The organism is Burkholderia sp. CCA53 (genome assembly GCF_001685525.1).
GTDB classification, from domain to species: domain Bacteria; phylum Pseudomonadota; class Gammaproteobacteria; order Burkholderiales; family Burkholderiaceae; genus Burkholderia; species Burkholderia multivorans.
Genome location: NZ_BDDJ01000002.1, coordinates 2,001,525 through 2,019,261, shown reverse-complemented (window position 1 = coordinate 2,019,261; position 17,737 = coordinate 2,001,525). Strand labels below are relative to the sequence as shown.

Here is a 17,737-nt window from a genome sequence, read left to right as displayed (position 1 = left end):
GCCGACACGATAAGGCAAACGCCCGCTCGACGCGAGTGCCGGCGCCGCGCCGGGCGCGCTATGCGGTTGCCGTCAGCGCGTTCGCGACGATCCGCGCGGCCGAGGCGATCACGTCGCTGCGCGGCGCGGCATCGGCGCGCGGCTGCGTGAACGACACGGCCATCACGATCGGCGCACGCGACGGCGGCCACAGCACCGCGACGTCCGTCGTCGTGCCATAGCCGCCCGCGCCACGCTTGGCGGCCACGCGCCAGCCCGGCGGCACGGCCGCGGCAGTGCCGTCGCCGCGCGCGCCGGCCGTCATCCAGTCGATCAGCTGCGCGCGCTGCGGCTCGCGCAGCGCATCGCCGAGCAGCAGCCGCTGCAGCGTGTCGACCATCGCGACCGGCGTCGACGTGTCGCGCACGTCGCCGGGCCCGACCGCATTCAGCTCGGGCTCCCAGCGATCGAGACGGAAGGTCGTATCGCCGCTTTCGCGGGCGAACGCCGTCACCGCCTGCGGGCCGCCGAGTACGTTCATCAGCAGGTTGCCGGCGCCCTTGTCGCCGGACTCGAGCATCGCCGCGCAGAGCTGCGCGACGGTCATGCCGGTGTCCGCGTGGCTTTCGGTCACCGGCGAGCCCGCGACGATCCCGTAACGGCGGTAGAGAATGCGGCGCGGCAGCAGCGATGCGTCGAGCGACGCACGCGCGAGGATCGCGGCGGCCGCGACGACCGCGTACGTGCCGCACAGCGGAAAACGCTCGCGCGCGTGGTGCGCGATGCGCGCGCCGGTCGACGTGTCGAGCGCGGCGACGCCGAGCCGGCCGTCCGACGCCTTGTCGAGCGCGGCGAGTTCGGCTTGGGCGCGATGCACGCGTCCCTGGTCGGCGACGGGCGCCGACGTGCACGCGGCGACGAACGGTGCCGCAACGGCGGCAAGCAACAGCGAGCGGCGTGTCGGTGAGTGTTCCATGAATGGCGTGATGTTCTGTCGGAATCGATCGCATCGCACGGCGCACATCGACGATGCGCGCGCCTTCGCATCGGCGCATGCTTCGCGGCGGCAGCCGCCGCCCACCGCGAACGCACGCACCGACGGCCTCACCCGTGAGGCGCGATGAACAGACCCTAGCGTATCAGCGAGCGCCGCCGCGTTCCAGCGGCGCGGCTGCGCGTTCGCGCCTCAGCCCTGCGGCGCAGGCAGATACGGCAGCGGATTGACCGGCTTGCCGTCGCGCCGCACTTCGAACAGCAGCGCGACGCGCGAGTTGTCGAGGTCGCCCATCTCGGCGATCTCGTCGCCCTGATGCACGACGTCGCCCGTCTTCACGAGCAGCTTGCGGTTGTGCGCGTACGCGGTCAGGAAATCCGCGTTGTGCTGGACGATGATCAGGCTGCCGTAGTCGTTGAGCCCGGTGCCCGCATACATCACGCGGCCGTCGGCGGCCGCGCGCACCGGGTCGCCGGGGCGGCCCGCGATCTGGATCCCCCGGTTCTGGCCGGGGCGGAACGGTTCGACGATCCGGCCGTGCGCGGGCCAGGCGAGCGCGACGCCGCGCGCGTGACGCTTCGTCTGCTGGACGACCTCGCGATCGCTGGCGTTCGACTCGCTCGACTCGCTCGGCCGCGCGGCGGCCGTCGCGTCGCTCGCGGCGGCCGGTGCCGTCGCCTGCGTGCTGCCCGTCGTCGCCGACGGCCGCTGCACGTCCTGCTTCACGATCCGCAATACCTGCCCGGTGCGCAGCCTGCTGCGCGCGCCGAGCTTGTTCCAGAGCCGCAGGTCGGCGACGCTGCAGTCGTTCGCGTTTGCAATGCCCGTCAGCGTGTCGCCGCGCTTCACGACGTAGTCATGCGCGACCAGGATCGGCGCAGGCGCCGGCGCAGGTGCCGATGCCGCGGCGGGTTGCGCCGGCGCCGCCTGTCGCGCGGGGCCGGCAAGCGTATCGCTCGGCGGAACGGGCGGCGTGCTCGCGCAGCCGGCCATCGCGAGCACGGCAGCAAGGCCGGATGCCCATGCCGCGCGGCGATAGAGTCGATGCTTTTCCATCGTCGAACCGGTGCTACCGGTGTCCGTTTTACAAGCTTTCAAGCATCTCAAAAACGGAACGGCCGACGTGTAACCGGATGCAAACAATGATGACAAACGATCACCGGTCGTGGAGCCGGACGATATGGGTGACCCGCGCCCCGTGCGATTCAGGTAACGATGACCGCGTCTTCTCGGAAAATCGGCATGATTTTCCGCCGCGTCGGCGGGCCGCCAACGCGGGCGCTCAGCGCATCCAGTCGATCAGTTCCGAGCACGCGTAGGCGATGCCGATGCAGAGGAACAGCAGATGCAGCGCGATCTTGAACGACACGCCCCACAACGAATCGATTTGCATGACGGTCTCCCCTTCGCGTTTGACGTCAGCATCATCGGTCGCCGGCCGTATCCTGAAAATGCGGAAGCGGCGAATCGCGTCTCAGGCAGCGCCTGAGCATCGCGCGCCCGATTCCCTGCTACCTTATCGGCGATCACACAACAACCCGGCCCCGCCATGCGCTTCGACCTGACCGATCTGCGGCTTTTCCTGAACATCTGCGAGGCCGGCACGATCACGGTCGGCGCCGAGCGCACGCACATCACGCTGCAGGCCGCGAGCGAGCGCATTCGCGGGATGGAGGACGAGCTCGGCGTTCCGCTGCTGCACCGGACCAAGGCGGGCGTGCATGCGACCGACGCCGGTCATGCGCTCGAACACCATGCGCGCACGGTGCTGCAGCAGATCGACCACATGCGCGGCGAACTGCAGCAGTACGGGCTCGGGCTGCGCGGCCATATCCGGCTGCTATGCAACACCGCGTCGCTCAGCGAATACCTGCCCGACGCGCTGGCCGACTATCTGCCGCGCCATCCGAAGCTGTCGATCAGCGTCGAGGAACGCTCGAGCCAGGAGATCGTGCACGCGATCCGCAGCAAGACCGCGGAGCTCGGCATCGTCGCCGATTCGGTCGGACTCGGCGGGCTCGAGCAGAAGCCGTTTCGCGAGGACTGGCTGATCGTCGTCGTGCCGGCCGCCCATCCGCTCGCATCGCGCGACGCGGTTGCGTTCGACGAGATCGTCGATGCGGATTTCATCGGCCTCACCGACGGCAGCGCGCTGCAGGTCCATCTCGCCGATCAGGCTCGCGCGCTCGGCAAGCGGATCCGCTATCGTGTGCAGTTGAAGAGTTTCGACGCGATCTGCCGCGTGATCGAAAGCGGTGTCGGGATCGGCATCGTGTCGCGCCACGCGGCGGAACGCGCGATGCAGACGATGGACGTGCGGCTCGTCGAGCTGTCCGATTCGTGGAGCCACCGGAAGCTGACACTCTGCGCGCGGTCGTTCGACGCGCTGCCGAAATATACGCGCGAGTTCGTCGCGTTCCTGTCGGGCGAAGTGCCGACGCAATCGCGCTGATCCTGCGCGGCCACGCCGCGCGTTCGCGCCCTTGTTCGCCCGACATTGCCAGTTCCCACATTGGAACCCGCGCTCCGCACCCGACATGATTGCCATTGCCAACGCCTCGCCTGCACGCACCGAACGACGGCCGGTGATCGTGGACGGGCTGATCGCGCTGTACCGCGACGACCGGCAGTTGACCGACACGCTGTTCGGCCGGCTGCCGCTCGACACGCTGCCGATTGAAAACGGCGCGCACGACTGGCCCGTCCATGAGCGCAGGGTTCTCGATGCGCCGAATCTGTAGCGGCAGCGGTGCGGCGTTCGCGCCGCCGTCGCCCCAACGAGGAGACATCGCCGTGACTCGAACCGATCTCGCCGCGCGCTACCGTACGTATATCGACTGCCTGAACCGACGGGACTGGGCCGCGCTCGACCGCCATGTCGCGGCTGACGTGATTCACAACGACCGCCCGCTCGGACTCGCCGGCTATCGCGCGATGCTGGAGCAGGATGTGCGCGACATCCCCGATCTGCGCTTCGAGATCGAATGGCTCGTCTGCGAGCCGCCGCGCGTCGCGTGCCGGCTCAGGTTCGATTGCACGCCGCGCGCGACGTTTCTGGGCCTCGCAGTCGACGGCAGACGGATCGCGTTCAGCGAGCACGTGTTCTACGAATTCCTCGAGGGGAAGATCCGCCGGGTCTGGTCGGTCATCGACAAGGCGGCGATCGAGCGGCAGCTTTAACCCGCTCCAGGGCGACCGATGGCGGGCGCCTGCGGGATCGATCGTTACGCGCATCTATCGCCGCGACCGTACGGATAACGTTTTCTCCTCCGGACGGAAGAAAGCGTGCATCCCTTGCGCCCAGATTCGCCGCCTCCGCTCCGCTCACCGCAAACGCCGGAAGGAAACATCCGCAATAAACGCGCCCGAAAACCGCACATTTCCGATCCATCTCGGAATCCTCCTCCCTTTCCCATCCGGGTTTCCCCCGCCACCCTCCTGACGAAAGTTCATTGACAGCAGGCCTGTCGGTGCCTAGATTTGGAAAACGTTTTCCACTGTTAGCGGGCGGCGACCCGAACCACCGCTCCAGCACCGGAAAACGTCGGCCCGCTCGGGTTGCGATTCAGGCGTCCGCCTTCAGGGATCAGGGTTGCAAGGCGGAAGTCGGGTACGGGCGTCTAGCGAGGCAGCGCTGGACCGGCCCGTCCTCATCACTATTCAAACCGGAGACACCCCACAATGCATCCGCGCAGCAGATTCGCGCTCGGCGCCGCGCTCAGCGCCCTTTCCGTCCTGTTCGTCAGCGCGTGCGGCGGCAACGACGTGACTGACACGCAGCCGTCGTCCCCTTCATCGCCGCCGACGCCCGCACTCGCCGCCAACTCGCTGCAGGCGCTCGTCTATGGCGCAGCCGACACCAGCGTGCCGGCCGGCGCCGACATCCCCGTCACGATGATGGGCCAGATGCGCGCGCTGTTCGACCTAATCCGCAAGTCGCCCGACTTCACGCAGGTCGTGATGGATCTCGGCGACGGCACGCCGGTCCACGTGCTCGACACGAACACCGGCGACAAATTCCTGCCCGGCAAGCTCGCGCTCGGCCTGTCGTACATCCTGATCGACATGAAGTCGAAGGGCGACCCGCAATACGCGAGCTATCTCGCGACCTACCAGCAGATCACGACCGCGATGATGGCGCAGTCGGGCGCCAACTACACGTATGCGAATACGTCCTGGGGCGAGTACTACTATCTCGTCGCGCTGAACAACCTGAAGGCGCACGGCATGCTCAACGAAGTGTTCAGCGACGCGATGCTCGCGACGCTGCAGCTTCGGCTCACGTTCTGCGACATGTTCGGCCCCGACGCGAGCGGCAAGACCGACACGTGCCCGGCCGCCGGCACGCCGATCGACATCGCGTCGCTCAACACCGCCCAGAACTACTATGCAGTGTCGTACGGGATCGCCGGGCTGCGGCAGAAGCTCGGCTGGAGCAATCCGTCGTTCGCGTCGGCGACCGATCCGGCGGTCGCGACGATGGGCGCGCGCGACGCGCTGCTGTACACGCTCACGAACCATATCCGCAACGATTCGTCGGGCGGCTTCTCGGACGAGGCATCGAACACGCACACGACGTACTACGACAAGGCCCGCTTCGACCGCTACAGCACGCTGCTGATCGGCGAAGTGGTCGAGCGCACCTTCGAAATGGACAACGCGGCGAATCTCACGCCCGAGCTGAAGGGCTATCTGCGCAAGTCGGTCGACCTGATCCTCCCGCAGCTGAACACGGACGGCCAGGGCTTCAACTACGGCCGCTCGATCGGCCCGTACGGCGACTCCGCCTTCATGGAAGTGCTGACCGCGGCAGCCAACGCAGGCGTGCTGACCGACCAGGAAAAGCAGATCGCCTACGCGTTCATCTACAAGGCCGCGCACCGCTTCGACACGTACTGGTACGACCCGTCGCTGCCGACGCCGTCGGTGAACATGTGGGTCAAGGGGCGCGGCACCGACGCGTATCGCGGCAAGCCGCGCGTGATGGGCGAGAACTTCAGCCTGCTGCACCAGTACCTGTACGTGAACGCGTGGTGGAACAAGCTCGGCTTCGAAGGCAAGGCGCCGATGGCCGACGCGGACTACGGCGCATGGCTCGATGCACTGCCGCGCTACACGCTCACCTGGTACAACCAGCCCAACGACACCGCGCATCCGTACAGCGCGGCGCTGCTCACCGTGCGCGACGGCCGGCGCGTGATCAACCTGAATCTGAGCCAGGCGCCCGACTACAACTCGTACACGCCGTACTATCCGGTGCCGTTCTCCGACAAGCTGTCCTACGGCACGACCGATCTCGGCTATGCGCTGCTGGTGCCGCAAGTTTCGTACAACGGCAAGACCTACATTCCCGTCACGTACTACAAGAACCTGAACGTGCAGCAGACCGGCACCCAGGTGATCGTGTCGTTCGATACGGCGAAATTCCGGCTCGCGACGAAGAACGCCGCCTACACGACGGACCTCGACCTGCAGGCGCATACCGTGCTGACGTTCGATCACGGCACGATCTCGCGCAGCGACACGCTGAGCTCGGGCACGCTCGCCGGCACGCTGTCGGTCGAAACGGACTTCACGTCGTTCGCGGACTTCGCGGCCACGCAGGTCAACGGCGACGGGATGTCCGTCAGTTATGCGAACGGCATCGCGACCGGCTACGCGGCATCGGGCTTCGACACCTGCGCGCTGTCGGCTTTCGACACCGTGAACGGCGCGACGAATCCGCTGTCCACGACGCCGATCGGCCAGCTGCATTCGAACTTTGCGTGCGCGACGCGGCCGTTTGCGCTCGGCTCGGGAGCCAGCCGCTCGTTCGGATGGACGCTGAAGTACGCGGATCCTGCTTGAGCGGAAGCACGCCGTTCGGTCATGCCGCCGGAAACAGGGAGCCGATGCCGGCGTTCGGCGGCAGCAGTGACGTCGGCGCGCTCGCAGCGAGCGGCCTAGCGCAGCCCGGAAACCGTCATATACGCGCCGAGCGCGATCAACCCAACGAAGAAGCAGCGCTTGAAGGTCTTTTCGCTCATCACGCGCCGCGCATACTGCCCGCCGGCCATGCCCGCCAGCGCCGGCACCAGCGCAAGCGCCGACACGCCGAGGTCGACGGTCTGCAGCGCGCCCGATACGCGCAACTGCAAGCCGAGCGCGATCGTCGACGCCGTAAACGACAGCCCGAGCGCCTGGATCAAATCGTCCTTCGAGAGCCGCAGCGCCTGCAGATAGGGCACGGCAGGCACGACGAACACGCCGGTCGCGGCCGTCACCACGCCGGTCAGATAGCCGACCACGGCCGACAGCCACGTCTCGTGCCGGCCCGGCGCCGGCAAGCGCGCGGCCGCGAGACCCCACAGGCCGTACAGGATCAGCACGACGCCGAGCGCCGCATGCGTCCACGCGCTGCCGGCCGCGAGCGCGGGCAGGCCGCCTGTCAGCGTGCCGATCGTCAGCCCCGCGATCAGCGGCCACAGCCGGCGCAGCAGCGGCCCGAACGACGGACCGAGCCACAATTGCCAGATATTGGTGATGAACGACGGCACCAGCAGCAGGCTGGCCGCGGCCGACGGCGGCATCGCGAGCGTCAGCAGCCCCATTGCGATCGTCGGCAGGCCGAGGCCGATCATGCCTTTGACCGCGCCGGCGAGCAGGAACACCAGCGCGATGATCGTCAACGTATGAATTTGCATGGCGGGCGGTGCGTCCGGTTGAATACGGTGCCGATGGTGCACCGCCCGCGCGCTGCCCACCATCTGGTTTTGCCTGAGTCCGGCTCGGGCCCGGCGGGCGGGGCCGCCCGCCGGCGCAGCGCTCAGCCCTCGTGAGCCCCCCGTCCTTGCTCGCTATCGAGGTGCGCCATCTGTGCGGCCGGATACCGCTCGCCGGCAGCCGCCCCGGCGGGAACCGCCGCTTCGATGCGCGCGATGTCATCGACCGTTAGTTGCATCGACGAGGCTTGCAACGCATCGCGGAGCTGCGTGCGCTTGCGCGCGCCAATCAACGGTACGATGTCGTCGCCGCGCGACAGCACCCAGGCGATCGCGATCTGCGCGGGGTTGCTGCCCTTTTCGTCGGCAATCGTGCGCAACGCGTCGACGAGCGCGAGATTGTGTTCGAGATTCGCGCCCTGGAACCGCGGGCTCGCTGCACGGAAATCGCGCTCGCGCGGCTGCGCCCTATTCCAGCCGCCGCCCAGCAGCCCGCGCGACAGCACGCCGTACGCGGTCACGCCGATGCCGAGTGCGCGGCACGTCGGCAGGATCGCGTCCTCGATCCCGCGCGACAGCAGCGAATATTCGATCTGCAGATCCGCGATCGGCGCGACGGCCGCCGCGCGGCGAAGCGTGTCGGCGCCGACCTCCGACAAGCCGATATGGCGCACGTAGCCGGCCTTCACGAGATCGGCGATCGCGCCGACCGTCTCCTCGATCGGCACCGCCGGATCGACGCGCGCCGGCCGGTAGAGATCGATGTAGTCGGTGCCGAGCCGCTTCAGCGTATAGGCGACGAAGTTGCGGATCGCGACCGGCCGCGCATCGTAGCCGGCGAAACCGCCGGCCGGATCGCGCAGCGCGCCGAACTTCACGCTGATCAGCACCTGCTCGCGCGTGCGGCCGCGCAGCGCATCGCGAATCAGCATTTCGTTGTCGCCCATCCCGTAGAAATCGCCGGTGTCGAGCAGCGTGATCCCGTGATCGAGCGCGGCATGCAGCGTCGCGATGCTCTCGTCGCGGTCGGTCGGGCCGTAAAGATCGGACATGCCCATGCAGCCGAGCCCGATCGCCGATACCTGCGGGCCCGTGCGGCCCAGTTGACGTGTATTCATGTGCGTTCCTTCGCGTGGTGACTGATGGACCGGATTCTGGACGGAACGCCGCGCGCGATAAACGCGAAACGCGCAACCAAATCATTCGACGCTGATTAACAATGGAGGCTGTCCCAACCCGCCGGCTTTCGCTCCCCGCATGGATCATCTGCAAGCAATGCGCATCTTTGCGCGCGTCGCCCATCTCGGCAGCTTCACGAAGGCGGCCGAGCAGCTGCAACTGCCGCGTCCGACCGTCAGCAACGCGGTCCAGTATCTGGAAAAGCATCTGAAGGTACGGCTGCTGCAGCGGACGACGCGTCGCGTCGGGCTGACCGCCGAAGGCACGACCTACTACGAGCGCTGCGTGCGGCTGCTCGCCGATCTCGACGACGCGGAAACGCTGTTCGAGGAGGCTGGCGCGTCGCCGCGCGGCGTCGTTCGCGTCGATCTGCCCGAGCGTTTCGCGCTGCATCGCGTGATCCCGGCGCTGCCGGATTTCCACGCGCGCTACCCGGACCTGCGCGTCGTGGTCAGCACGACCGACCGCTTCGTCGACCTCGTCGCGGACGGCATCGACTGCGCGGTGCGCGTCGGCATGCTCTCCGACACGTCGCTGGTCGCGCGGCGCATCGGCGAGATGGCGCAGCTCAACTGCGCGTCGCGCGACTATGCGGCGCGCCACGGGTTGCCGCGTACGCCCGACGAACTGCCGGACCACGTCGCGGTCGGCTATTTCTCGAGCCGCACGGGCCGCGAACTGGACTGGGAATACACGGACATGGACACCGGCGACGTCCACACGGTGAAAATGCGCAGCATCGTGTCGGTGAACAGCTCGCAGGCGTATCTCGCGTGCTGCGTCGCGGGCCTCGGGATGATCCAGGCGCCGCGCGATGGCCTCGAGCCGCTGCTCGCGGACGGCACGCTGGTCGAGGTGCTGCCGGAATGGCAGGCGCCGCCGCTGCCGGTTGCGGTGGTGTTTCCGCACGGCCGCCATCTGGCGCCGCGCGTGCGGATCTTCGTCGACTGGCTCGCCGAGACGCTCGGCGACGTGAGCCGCGCGACCTGACGGGCCGCGTCGCGCGGCCGCCCGTCAGAACTTGTGACGAATCGCGGCGCGCACCGCGAACTGGTTCGAGGACGACGACGGGCCGTCGGTCCCGACCACGTAGCCGCCGTCGGCCGCAGTACCCGTGCGATCGCCGGCCACCTTTTGCCACGCGCCCTGCAGGTAGACGTCGGTGCGCTTCGACAGGCTGTAGTCGGCCATCAGCCCGACCGTGTGGTACTTCGGCTTGATCGACCCGGTCGCCGCATCGAACTTGCCGTCCGTATACACGTACTGCGCGCCGACGTAGAACGCGGGCGTCAACTGATACTTGCCGTTGACCTCGAAGTTGTCGAACTTCGTCGCGCCGAGCCCGAGGCCCGCGAACGTCGACGCCGGCAGATAAACGGTCGACACCGGGTTCTTCACGTCGGTCTTCGTGTAGACGAAGCCGACCGTCGCGGGCCCGAACGTGTAGTTCAGGCCGCCGCCGAAGACCCGCAGCCGCTCGGCGACGAAGTTCGCGTCGTCTGCGGCGATCGCACCCGCACCGCCGGCGCCCGGATGGTTCGCCTGCAGGTACGCGGCCGCGACCTGCAGCCCGGCGAGCGAATACTGCGCGCCGAGGCTGTACTGACGGTTGTTCGAGAAGCCCGTGCTATTGCTGAAGCTGTACGTGCCGCCGACCGACAGCCCGTTCCAGTCCGGGCTCGCGTACTTCACCGTGTTGTTCACGCGGAACGAGTTGTCGGTGTTGTCGTTGTCGAACGGATGCGAGAACAGCGTGCCGCCCCAGTTGCCGTTCGCGGTCAGCGGCGCGAGATAGTCGACGACCGAATCGTACTGGCGGCCGAACGTCAGCGTGCCGAAACGCGACGCGCTGAGGCCGACGAACGCCTGTCGGCCGAACATCCGGCTGCCCTGCCCGAGCCGGCCGTTGTTCACGTCGAACCCGCTTTCGAGCGTGAAGATCGCCTTCAGCCCGCCGCCAAGATCCTCGCTGCCCTTGAGCCCCCAGCGGCTGCCCTGCGCATAGCCGCTCGCGAGCTGGTAGTCGGCCTTGCCCGCGCCGTTGACGCTCACGTTGTTCGTGTAGTTGAAGCCCTCGTCGATCACACCGTACAGCGTCACGCTGTCCTGCGCGAAGGCCGGCGCGGCAAACGCGGCGAGCGCGGCGGCAAAAATGACGTGCTTCCTCATGTCGGATCTCCGGAACCCGGCACCGGGCTGGCATGTGCCCGGCAATTGTTGGTTTGTTGTATGGCTGGTCCGCGCGGCGGACCGCGCGGCGTGCAGCCGCGCGACGACGAAATGGTGTCACGTCGAAATCCGGCCGTCCACCGACGCGCATGCCTGGCGGACAAAGCGTTGCGCCCTTCCAACTGCGTGTCAGGCCGCCCGCCGCGGCTGCCTTGCGGGCCGCGGCGCGGCGGGCCGCCATTCGCGTAAACCCGGACGCGGCCGCATCGGTGGCACAATGCGCATCCATCATCATTTCGTCACGCAGTCATGCTTCACCCCGAACCCCGCGCGGCCCGTTGCCGCCGTGCCTGCGCCCGCGCCGGCCGCGAGGACGCGCGATGACCGCGCCCGCCCGGGCCGGCCGCTATGCCGAACTCGATTTCTTCCGCGGCCTCGTGCTGCTCGTGATCGTCGTCGACCATATCGGCGGCAGCATCCTGTCGCGCGTGACGCTGCACGCGTACGCGCTGTGCGACGCGGCCGAGGTGTTCGTATTCCTCGGCGGCTTCGCGACCGCAATCGCCTACAACTCGCTCGCCGAGCGCCACGACGAATCGGCAGCGCGCCAGCGCTTCATCCGGCGCGCGTTCGAGATCTACCGCGCGTTCCTCGTGACGGCCGGGCTGATGCTGCTGATCACGGCCGTGCTGAACGCGTTCGCGATCGACGGGCCGAACATGCCGACCAACGATCTCGACGGGCTGCTGCACCGGCCGCTCGCCGCGCTGCGCGACATCCTGCTGTTTCGCCGTCAGCCGTATCTGGCGTCGGTCCTGCCGATGTACGCGTTCTTCGCGCTGCTCGCGCCGCTCGCGCTGCCGCTCGCGCGCACGCAGCCGTGGCTGCTGCTCGCGTTCAGCGGATCGCTCTGGTACGCGGCGCCGCACGCGGCGCGCTTCCTGCCGACCGTAGACGGCGTACCGTGGGACTTCAATCCGTTCGCGTGGCAGTTTCTGTTCGTGCTCGGCGTGATCTCGCGCTGCCAGCCCGTCTACCAGACGCTCGCGCCGAAGCCGCAGGGCTGGCTGCTGAGCCTCGCGGCGGTCGCGATCGTCGCGGCGGGCGCGTATTACCGGCTGCGCATCGAGCCGTTCCCGACCGATCCGTCGATCAAGCAGAACCTCGGCGCGCTGCGGCTCGCGAACTTTCTCGCCATCGCGTGGCTCGCCGCGAAGCTCGTGCACCTCGGCTGGATGAAGAAGGTCGCGCACGCGATGCCGTGGATCGGCACGATCGGCCGGCAGGGGCTGCTGTGTTTCGTTGCCGGCACCGGGATCTCGCTCGCGGTCGACTCGGTGCTGTATCAGGCGACCGACGGCTATCTGAACGTGCCGCTCGGGCTCGCCGCCGACGTCGTGGCGATGGGGCTGCTGTATCTCGTCGCGAAACTCTATGCGCCGCTCATCGCGCGGCTGCCGTTCGGTTCGCGGCGCTGACATGCGGCGCCCTCGTCTGCTGCTACGATAGGCGGCGCCTTTTCTGACCCGATTCGCCATGCGTCGACTCGCCGTTCCGCTCGCCCTTGCCCTGATCGCCGGTTCCATCGCCACCGCGCGCGCCACGCCCGTCGCGTCCACCGCGCCATCGGGCGCGGCTGCGTCGTCGATCGCCACGCCGGCCGCGTCGGGCGCGACCCTCAACCCCGGCAGCAGCATCGTGCTGCGCACGTTCCGTTCGGCGTCGCTGCAGCGCGACTGGTCGTATACGGTCTACCTGCCGCCCGGCTACAACGCGGAAGGCGCGCGCTATCCGGTGATGTATCTGCTGCACGGCAACGCGGGCAACGCGAACGACTGGATCACGCAAGGCCGGCTGCAGGCGACCGCCGACACGCTGATCGAACGCCACGAGATTCCGCCGGTCGTGATCGTGATGCCGCAAGGCGGCACCGACTGGTACGTCGATCGCAAGGAGAAGATGCAAAGCGCGTTTCTGAACGACCTGCTGCCCGAAGTCGAGATGCACTTCGCGGTATCGAACCAGCGCGCCGGCCGCGCGATCGGCGGCGTGTCGATGGGCGGCTTCGGCGCGCTGCGCTTCGCGCTGCTCGAGCCGGGGCTGTTCTGCGGCGCGATGCTGCTCAGCCCCGCGATCTACGCGAACGAGCCGCCGCTCAATTCGGCGGCGCGTTACGTCGGCGTGTTCGGCGATCGCCAGTTCGACGCGCGCGTGTGGCACGAGCTGAACTATCCCGCGCTGATGCGCGGCTATTTCGCGCGCACGTGGCGCGTGCCGATGTTCATCGCGGCCGGCGACGACGACCTGACGATCCAGGCCGAATCGAGCCTGCTCTATACGCATCTGCGGCGCGCGCAGAATCCGGCCGAGCTGCGCATCGTCGACGGCGGCCATACATGGGACGTGTGGCGCGGGTTGCTCGCGCCGGGGCTCAAGTACACGCTCGACTGCGTGAAGTAACGCGATGCGGCGCGTGCGCGATACGGCCGCATGCGCCGCGCTGCGCGTCGCCACGCGATGTCAGTTCCACGCGTGCCGCGCGGGCCGCACGCCGTTCAGATAGTAGTTGCCGACCAGATGGTATTTCCAGCGCACCGGATCGTGCAGCGTGTGCGTGCGCGCATTGCGCCAGTGTCGGTCGAGACCGTGCTCGGCGAGTGTCGACTGCGTGCCGGCCAGTTCGAACAGCTTCTCGCCCGCACGCAGGGCGATTTCGGTCGTCAGCACCTTCGCTTCGCCGACCGCGACCGACGCGCGTGCGACGTCGTCGTCGGTCACCGTGTCGCGCGCGCGAATTTCGTCGAGCGTGCGCGCCGCGCGCTCGAGCAGCGCTTCCGCCGCATGCAGCTCGATATGCAGACGGCCGACTTCGCGCAGCAGCAGCGGATCGTCCGACGCACGCTCGACGCCGCTGTCGACCCACGGCCGCGTACGCGTGCGCACGAACGCGAGCGTATCGTCGATCGCGGCCTTCGCGATGCCGGCATCGATTGCCGCCTGGATGATCTGCGATAGCGGACCGTTGAGCGTCGGCTCGTCCGACACACGATGCGCGGGCAGCACATGCGACGCAGGCACGCGCACGCCGTCGAGCACGACAGTGCCGCTCGCGGTCGTGCGCTGCCCGAACCCCGACCAGTCGTCGATCACGGTGAGCCCGCGTGCGGGCTGCGGCACGTAGGCGAGCCACGCGCGCTGCGCATCGTCGAGGCCGAGCACCGGCACGTAATGCGCGAACAGCGCACCGGTCGAGTAGAACTTCGTGCCGTCGACCACATAGTCGTCGCCGTCGCGACGCACGCGTGTCTTCAGATCGAGCACGTGCTTCGTGCCCTTCTCCGAGAAGCCGTTGCCGAACCGTTTGCCGCGCAGCACTTCGCCGAAGAAGTAGCGCTTCTGCGCGTCGGTTCCGGTCAGCGCGATTACGTCGACGAGCCCGAAATGGTTCTGCGGCAGTTGCCCGAGCGACGCGTCGGCTGCCGCGACGATTTTCACGACTTCGGTCAGCGTCAGATGCGACACGCCTGCACCGCCGTATGCCTTCGGCACCGTGATCGCCCACAGCCCCGACTGCGAGAACCATTCGATTTCGTCGTACGGCAGCCGCCGCTCGCGATCGCGATCGGCGGCGCCTGCCGCGAGCCGCTGTGCGAGCGCATGCGCGGCAGCGATCGCCTGGCCATCGTCGGCGATCACGCGGGCGGTCTGCGCGTGCGTATCGGCCGGCGGTTCGTGAATCGTCGCGCTCGTGTCTGACATCGGGCACTCCTGTCGAATCGGGAAAGCCTTCAATCTAGCAGCGCGCGTCGGCACGGCCAACCGAGCGATCGTCGTAACGATATTCGTTCGGATCACAAACGACAGGCTGCCGTCCGCCTGCGCGCCATGACGTCGCAATCGCTGCTCGAGTGTCGCCGCGGCGCGCAGCGCGCGCGTCATGCCTGACGACGATAACGATGTGCGAATCCGTTATTGGAATGCGCGCGGCGCGCTTCCTATACTGGCCTGCCCGGCGCGACCGCGCCGCCTTTCGAGGAACGCCGCATGACTTCGTCGCACATCGACACCGACCTCTCCGCGGGCACCGACTACGACACGCTCGCGCGCCGCTTTCGCCCGATCTTCGACCGGATCGCCGCAGGCGCTGCCGATCGCGAACGCCGTCGCGAACTGCCGCACGAAGCGATCGGCTGGCTGAAGGCCGCGGGCTTCGGCGCGGTCCGGTTGCCGGTCGGCGACGGCGGTGCAGGCGCATCGCTGCCGCAGCTGTTTCGTCTGCTGATCGAACTCGGCGCCGCCGATTCGAATCTGCCGCAGGCGCTGCGCGGACACTTCGCCTTCGTCGAGGACTGGCTGAACGCGCCGCCCGGCCCCGCACGCGCGACATGGTTCGACCGCTTCGCGAGCGGCCAGCTCGTCGGCAACGCGTGGACCGAGGCCGGCGACGTGCCGCTCGGCCGGACCGTCACGACGCTATCGGCCCGCGACGGCCGGCTCGTGCTGAACGGCCGGAAGTTCTACAGCACCGGCAGCCTGTTCGCCGACTGGATCGACGTCTTCGCGCAGCGCGAGGACGGCAGCGACGTGATCGTCGCGGTCGCGACCGCACAGCCCGGCGTGATCCGCGAAGACGACTGGGACGGCTTCGGGCAGACGACGACCGGCAGCGGTACGACGCGCTTCGTCGATGCGGCGGTCGACGCCGACGACGTGATCGACTTCGCACGCCGCTTCAAGTATCAGACCGCGTTCTACCAGCTCTTTCACGTCGCGACGCTGGCCGGCATCGGACGCGCGATCGTGCGCGATGCGGGCGAGCTCGTGCGCGGCCGCACGCGCGTATACAGCCACGGCAATGCCGCGCGCGCGGCCGACGACGCGCAGCTTCAGCAGGTGATCGGCGAGATCGCGTCGTGGGCGTACGGCGCCGAGGCGCTCGCGTTGCGCGCCGCGCAATCGCTGCAGCTCGCGTACGACGCGCACTTCGGCGGCGACGATGCGGCCGAGCTGGCCGCGAACGTTGCGGCCGAAATCGAATCCGCGCAGAGCCAGCTCGTCGTGTCCGATCTCGTGCTGCGCGCAGCGACGCGGCTGTTCGACGCGCTCGGCGCGTCGGCGACACGCAGCGCGACCGCGCTCGACCGCCACTGGCGCAACGCACGCACGGTGTCGTCGCACAACCCGCTCGTCTACAAGGCGCGGATCGTCGGCGACTGGGTGATCAACGGCCGCACGCCGCCGTTCGTCTGGCGTGTCGGCAACGGCACGGATGGCGTCGCGGGAGCGGCGCGATGAGCAAGACCATTCGCTTCAACGCGTTCGAGATGAACTGCGTCGGCCACCAGTCGCCGGGGCTGTGGGCGCATCCGCGCGACCGCTCGTGGCAGTACAAGGATCTCGACTACTGGACCGACCTTGCCCGCGTGCTCGAACGCGGGTTCTTCGATGCGATCTTCATCGCCGACGTGATCGGCTACTACGACGTCTATCAAGGCAGTCACTACCATGCGCTGCGCCAGGCCGCGCAGATTCCGGTCAACGATCCGCTGCAGCTCGCCGCGCCGATCGCGATGGCGACCGAGCATCTCGGCATCGGCATCACGGCGTCGACGACGTTCGAGCATCCGTATACGTTCGCGCGCCGGCTGTCGACCGCCGATCATCACACGAAGGGCCGGCTCGCATGGAACATCGTCACGTCGTACCTCGAAAGCGGCGCGAAGAACGTCGGCGATCGCGGGCTGCGTACGCACGACGATCGCTATGCGGTCGCGGCCGAATACGTCGAGGTGCTGTACAAGCTGTTCGAGGGGAGCTGGGAGGACGGCGCGGTGGTCCGCGATCGCGACGGCCGCGTGTTCACGCATCCGGAGAAAGTGCACGACATCGGCCACAAGGGGCGGTTCTTCGAGGTGCCCGGCTGCCATCTGTGCGAACCGTCGCCGCAGCGCACGCCGGTGCTGTTCCAGGCCGGCGCATCGGGCCCCGGCAAGGCGTTCGCCGCTCGGCATGCCGAATGTGTGTTCGTCGCCGCGCCGACGCGCGCGCAGCTTGCGGGCTACGTCGCCGACATCCGCACGCAGGCCGTCGCGGCCGGGCGCGACGCGCGCAGCGTGCTGATCTACACGCTCGTCACGGTGATCGTCGGCGAGACCGACGCCGAGGCGCAGGCGAAGTTCGACGAATACCGCCGCTACGTCTCGTACGACGGCTCGCTGGTGTTCATGTCCGGCTGGACCGGCATCGACTTCGGTCAGTACGCGCGCACCGATCCCGTTAAGCGCGTCGACACGAACGCGATCGTGTCGGCGGTCGAGCATCTGGCCGGCGGCGATACGACGTGGACGATCGAGGAGCTCGCGGCGTGGGGCGGCATCGGCGGCATGGGGCCCGTCTTCGTCGGGTCCGCACAGACCGTCGCCGACATCCTGCAGGAGTGGGTCGACACGACCGACGTCGACGGCTTCAATCTCGCGTATGCCGTCGCGCACGAGACGTTCGAGGACGTCGTGCGCTATCTGGTCCCGGAACTGCAGCGACGCGGCGTGTACCCGAACGCATACGCGCCCGGCACGCTGCGGGAAAAGCTGTTCGGCGGCTCCGCACGACTGCCGGACACGCATCCGGCCGCGCGCTTTCGCGATCTCGCGCGCAGCGAGCGTGACGCACATGCATCCGTTTGACCGCCGCAGGGCATCGGCGGCCGCGGCCGCCG

Annotated in this window: 15 protein-coding genes; 9 read left to right on the top strand and 6 right to left on the bottom strand. The window is 68.2% G+C overall.

Going from position 1 to position 17,737, the window contains the following annotated elements:
- Positions 1 to 58 precede the first annotated feature (58 nt).
- Positions 59 to 955, bottom strand: a complete 897-nt coding sequence (bla, locus tag BCR55_RS25250; protein WP_065496763.1) for a class A beta-lactamase — start codon at positions 953 to 955, stop codon at positions 59 to 61.
- Positions 956 to 1,165: 210 nt separating this feature from the next.
- A complete protein-coding gene (locus BCR55_RS25245) occupies positions 1,166 to 2,029 on the bottom strand; it encodes a peptidoglycan DD-metalloendopeptidase family protein (protein WP_065496416.1) in 864 nt (287 codons plus the stop codon).
- A 493-nt stretch (positions 2,030 to 2,522) separates the two neighbouring features.
- Here BCR55_RS25245 and BCR55_RS25240 point away from each other — a divergent pair, with 493 nt between their 5' ends.
- The 4 genes from BCR55_RS25240 (at position 2,523) to BCR55_RS25225 (ending at position 6,820) form a co-directional block, all read left to right on the top strand.
- Positions 2,523 to 3,425, top strand: a complete 903-nt coding sequence (locus BCR55_RS25240) for a LysR substrate-binding domain-containing protein (protein WP_065496415.1) — start codon at positions 2,523 to 2,525, stop codon at positions 3,423 to 3,425.
- 31 nt (positions 3,426 to 3,456) lie between these two features.
- Positions 3,457 to 3,714: a hypothetical protein gene (locus BCR55_RS25235; protein ID WP_139094086.1), complete on the top strand. Its 258-nt coding sequence runs from the start codon at positions 3,457 to 3,459 to the stop codon at positions 3,712 to 3,714.
- A gap of 52 nt (positions 3,715 to 3,766) precedes the next feature.
- Positions 3,767 to 4,153, top strand: coding sequence for an ester cyclase (locus BCR55_RS25230; RefSeq protein WP_065496411.1), 387 nt, complete (start codon positions 3,767 to 3,769; stop codon positions 4,151 to 4,153).
- Positions 4,154 to 4,654: 501 nt separating this feature from the next.
- Positions 4,655 to 6,820: a hypothetical protein gene (locus BCR55_RS25225; RefSeq protein WP_065496409.1), complete on the top strand. Its 2,166-nt coding sequence runs from the start codon at positions 4,655 to 4,657 to the stop codon at positions 6,818 to 6,820.
- A 95-nt stretch (positions 6,821 to 6,915) separates the two neighbouring features.
- Here BCR55_RS25225 and BCR55_RS25220 read toward each other — a convergent pair whose 3' ends face one another.
- Positions 6,916 to 7,656 (bottom strand): sulfite exporter TauE/SafE family protein, encoded by a 741-nt coding sequence (locus tag BCR55_RS25220; protein WP_048804632.1) that lies wholly within the window; start codon positions 7,654 to 7,656, stop codon positions 6,916 to 6,918.
- Between the two features lie 122 nt (positions 7,657 to 7,778).
- Positions 7,779 to 8,792, bottom strand: coding sequence for an aldo/keto reductase (locus BCR55_RS25215; RefSeq protein WP_065496408.1), 1,014 nt, complete (start codon positions 8,790 to 8,792; stop codon positions 7,779 to 7,781).
- Between the two features lie 139 nt (positions 8,793 to 8,931).
- On the opposite strand from BCR55_RS25215, the gene BCR55_RS25210 reads away from it, so the two are divergent.
- Positions 8,932 to 9,843 (top strand): LysR family transcriptional regulator, encoded by a 912-nt coding sequence (locus tag BCR55_RS25210; RefSeq protein WP_006403266.1) that lies wholly within the window; start codon positions 8,932 to 8,934, stop codon positions 9,841 to 9,843.
- Between the two features lie 24 nt (positions 9,844 to 9,867).
- Here the strand turns inward: BCR55_RS25210 and BCR55_RS25205 are convergent, their stop codons facing one another.
- A complete protein-coding gene (locus tag BCR55_RS25205; RefSeq protein ID WP_006403265.1) occupies positions 9,868 to 11,022 on the bottom strand; it encodes a porin in 1,155 nt (384 codons plus the stop codon).
- A gap of 380 nt (positions 11,023 to 11,402) precedes the next feature.
- Between BCR55_RS25205 and BCR55_RS25200 the strand changes: the two genes are divergently transcribed.
- Both BCR55_RS25200 and BCR55_RS25195 read left to right on the top strand, forming a co-directional pair.
- Positions 11,403 to 12,500, top strand: a complete 1,098-nt coding sequence (locus tag BCR55_RS25200; RefSeq protein ID WP_006403263.1) for an OpgC domain-containing protein — start codon at positions 11,403 to 11,405, stop codon at positions 12,498 to 12,500.
- A 58-nt stretch (positions 12,501 to 12,558) separates the two neighbouring features.
- Positions 12,559 to 13,482: an esterase family protein gene (locus BCR55_RS25195; protein ID WP_006409767.1), complete on the top strand. Its 924-nt coding sequence runs from the start codon at positions 12,559 to 12,561 to the stop codon at positions 13,480 to 13,482.
- A 60-nt stretch (positions 13,483 to 13,542) separates the two neighbouring features.
- On the opposite strand, the gene BCR55_RS25190 is transcribed toward BCR55_RS25195, so the two are convergent.
- Complete coding sequence (locus tag BCR55_RS25190) at positions 13,543 to 14,781, bottom strand: SfnB family sulfur acquisition oxidoreductase (RefSeq protein ID WP_065496406.1); 1,239 nt, start codon at positions 14,779 to 14,781, stop codon at positions 13,543 to 13,545.
- Positions 14,782 to 15,066: 285 nt separating this feature from the next.
- Between BCR55_RS25190 and BCR55_RS25185 the strand changes: the two genes are divergently transcribed.
- Together BCR55_RS25185 and BCR55_RS25180 are read left to right on the top strand one after the other, a co-directional pair.
- The gene (locus BCR55_RS25185; protein ID WP_065496404.1) at positions 15,067 to 16,317 is read left to right on the top strand and encodes a monooxygenase; all 1,251 of its coding nucleotides are present in this window, start codon (positions 15,067 to 15,069) and stop codon (positions 16,315 to 16,317) included.
- Complete coding sequence (locus BCR55_RS25180; RefSeq protein ID WP_065496402.1) at positions 16,314 to 17,705, top strand: LLM class flavin-dependent oxidoreductase; 1,392 nt, start codon at positions 16,314 to 16,316, stop codon at positions 17,703 to 17,705. The genes BCR55_RS25185 and BCR55_RS25180 overlap by 4 nt, the downstream gene beginning before the upstream one ends.
- Positions 17,706 to 17,737: the final 32 nt, after the last annotated feature.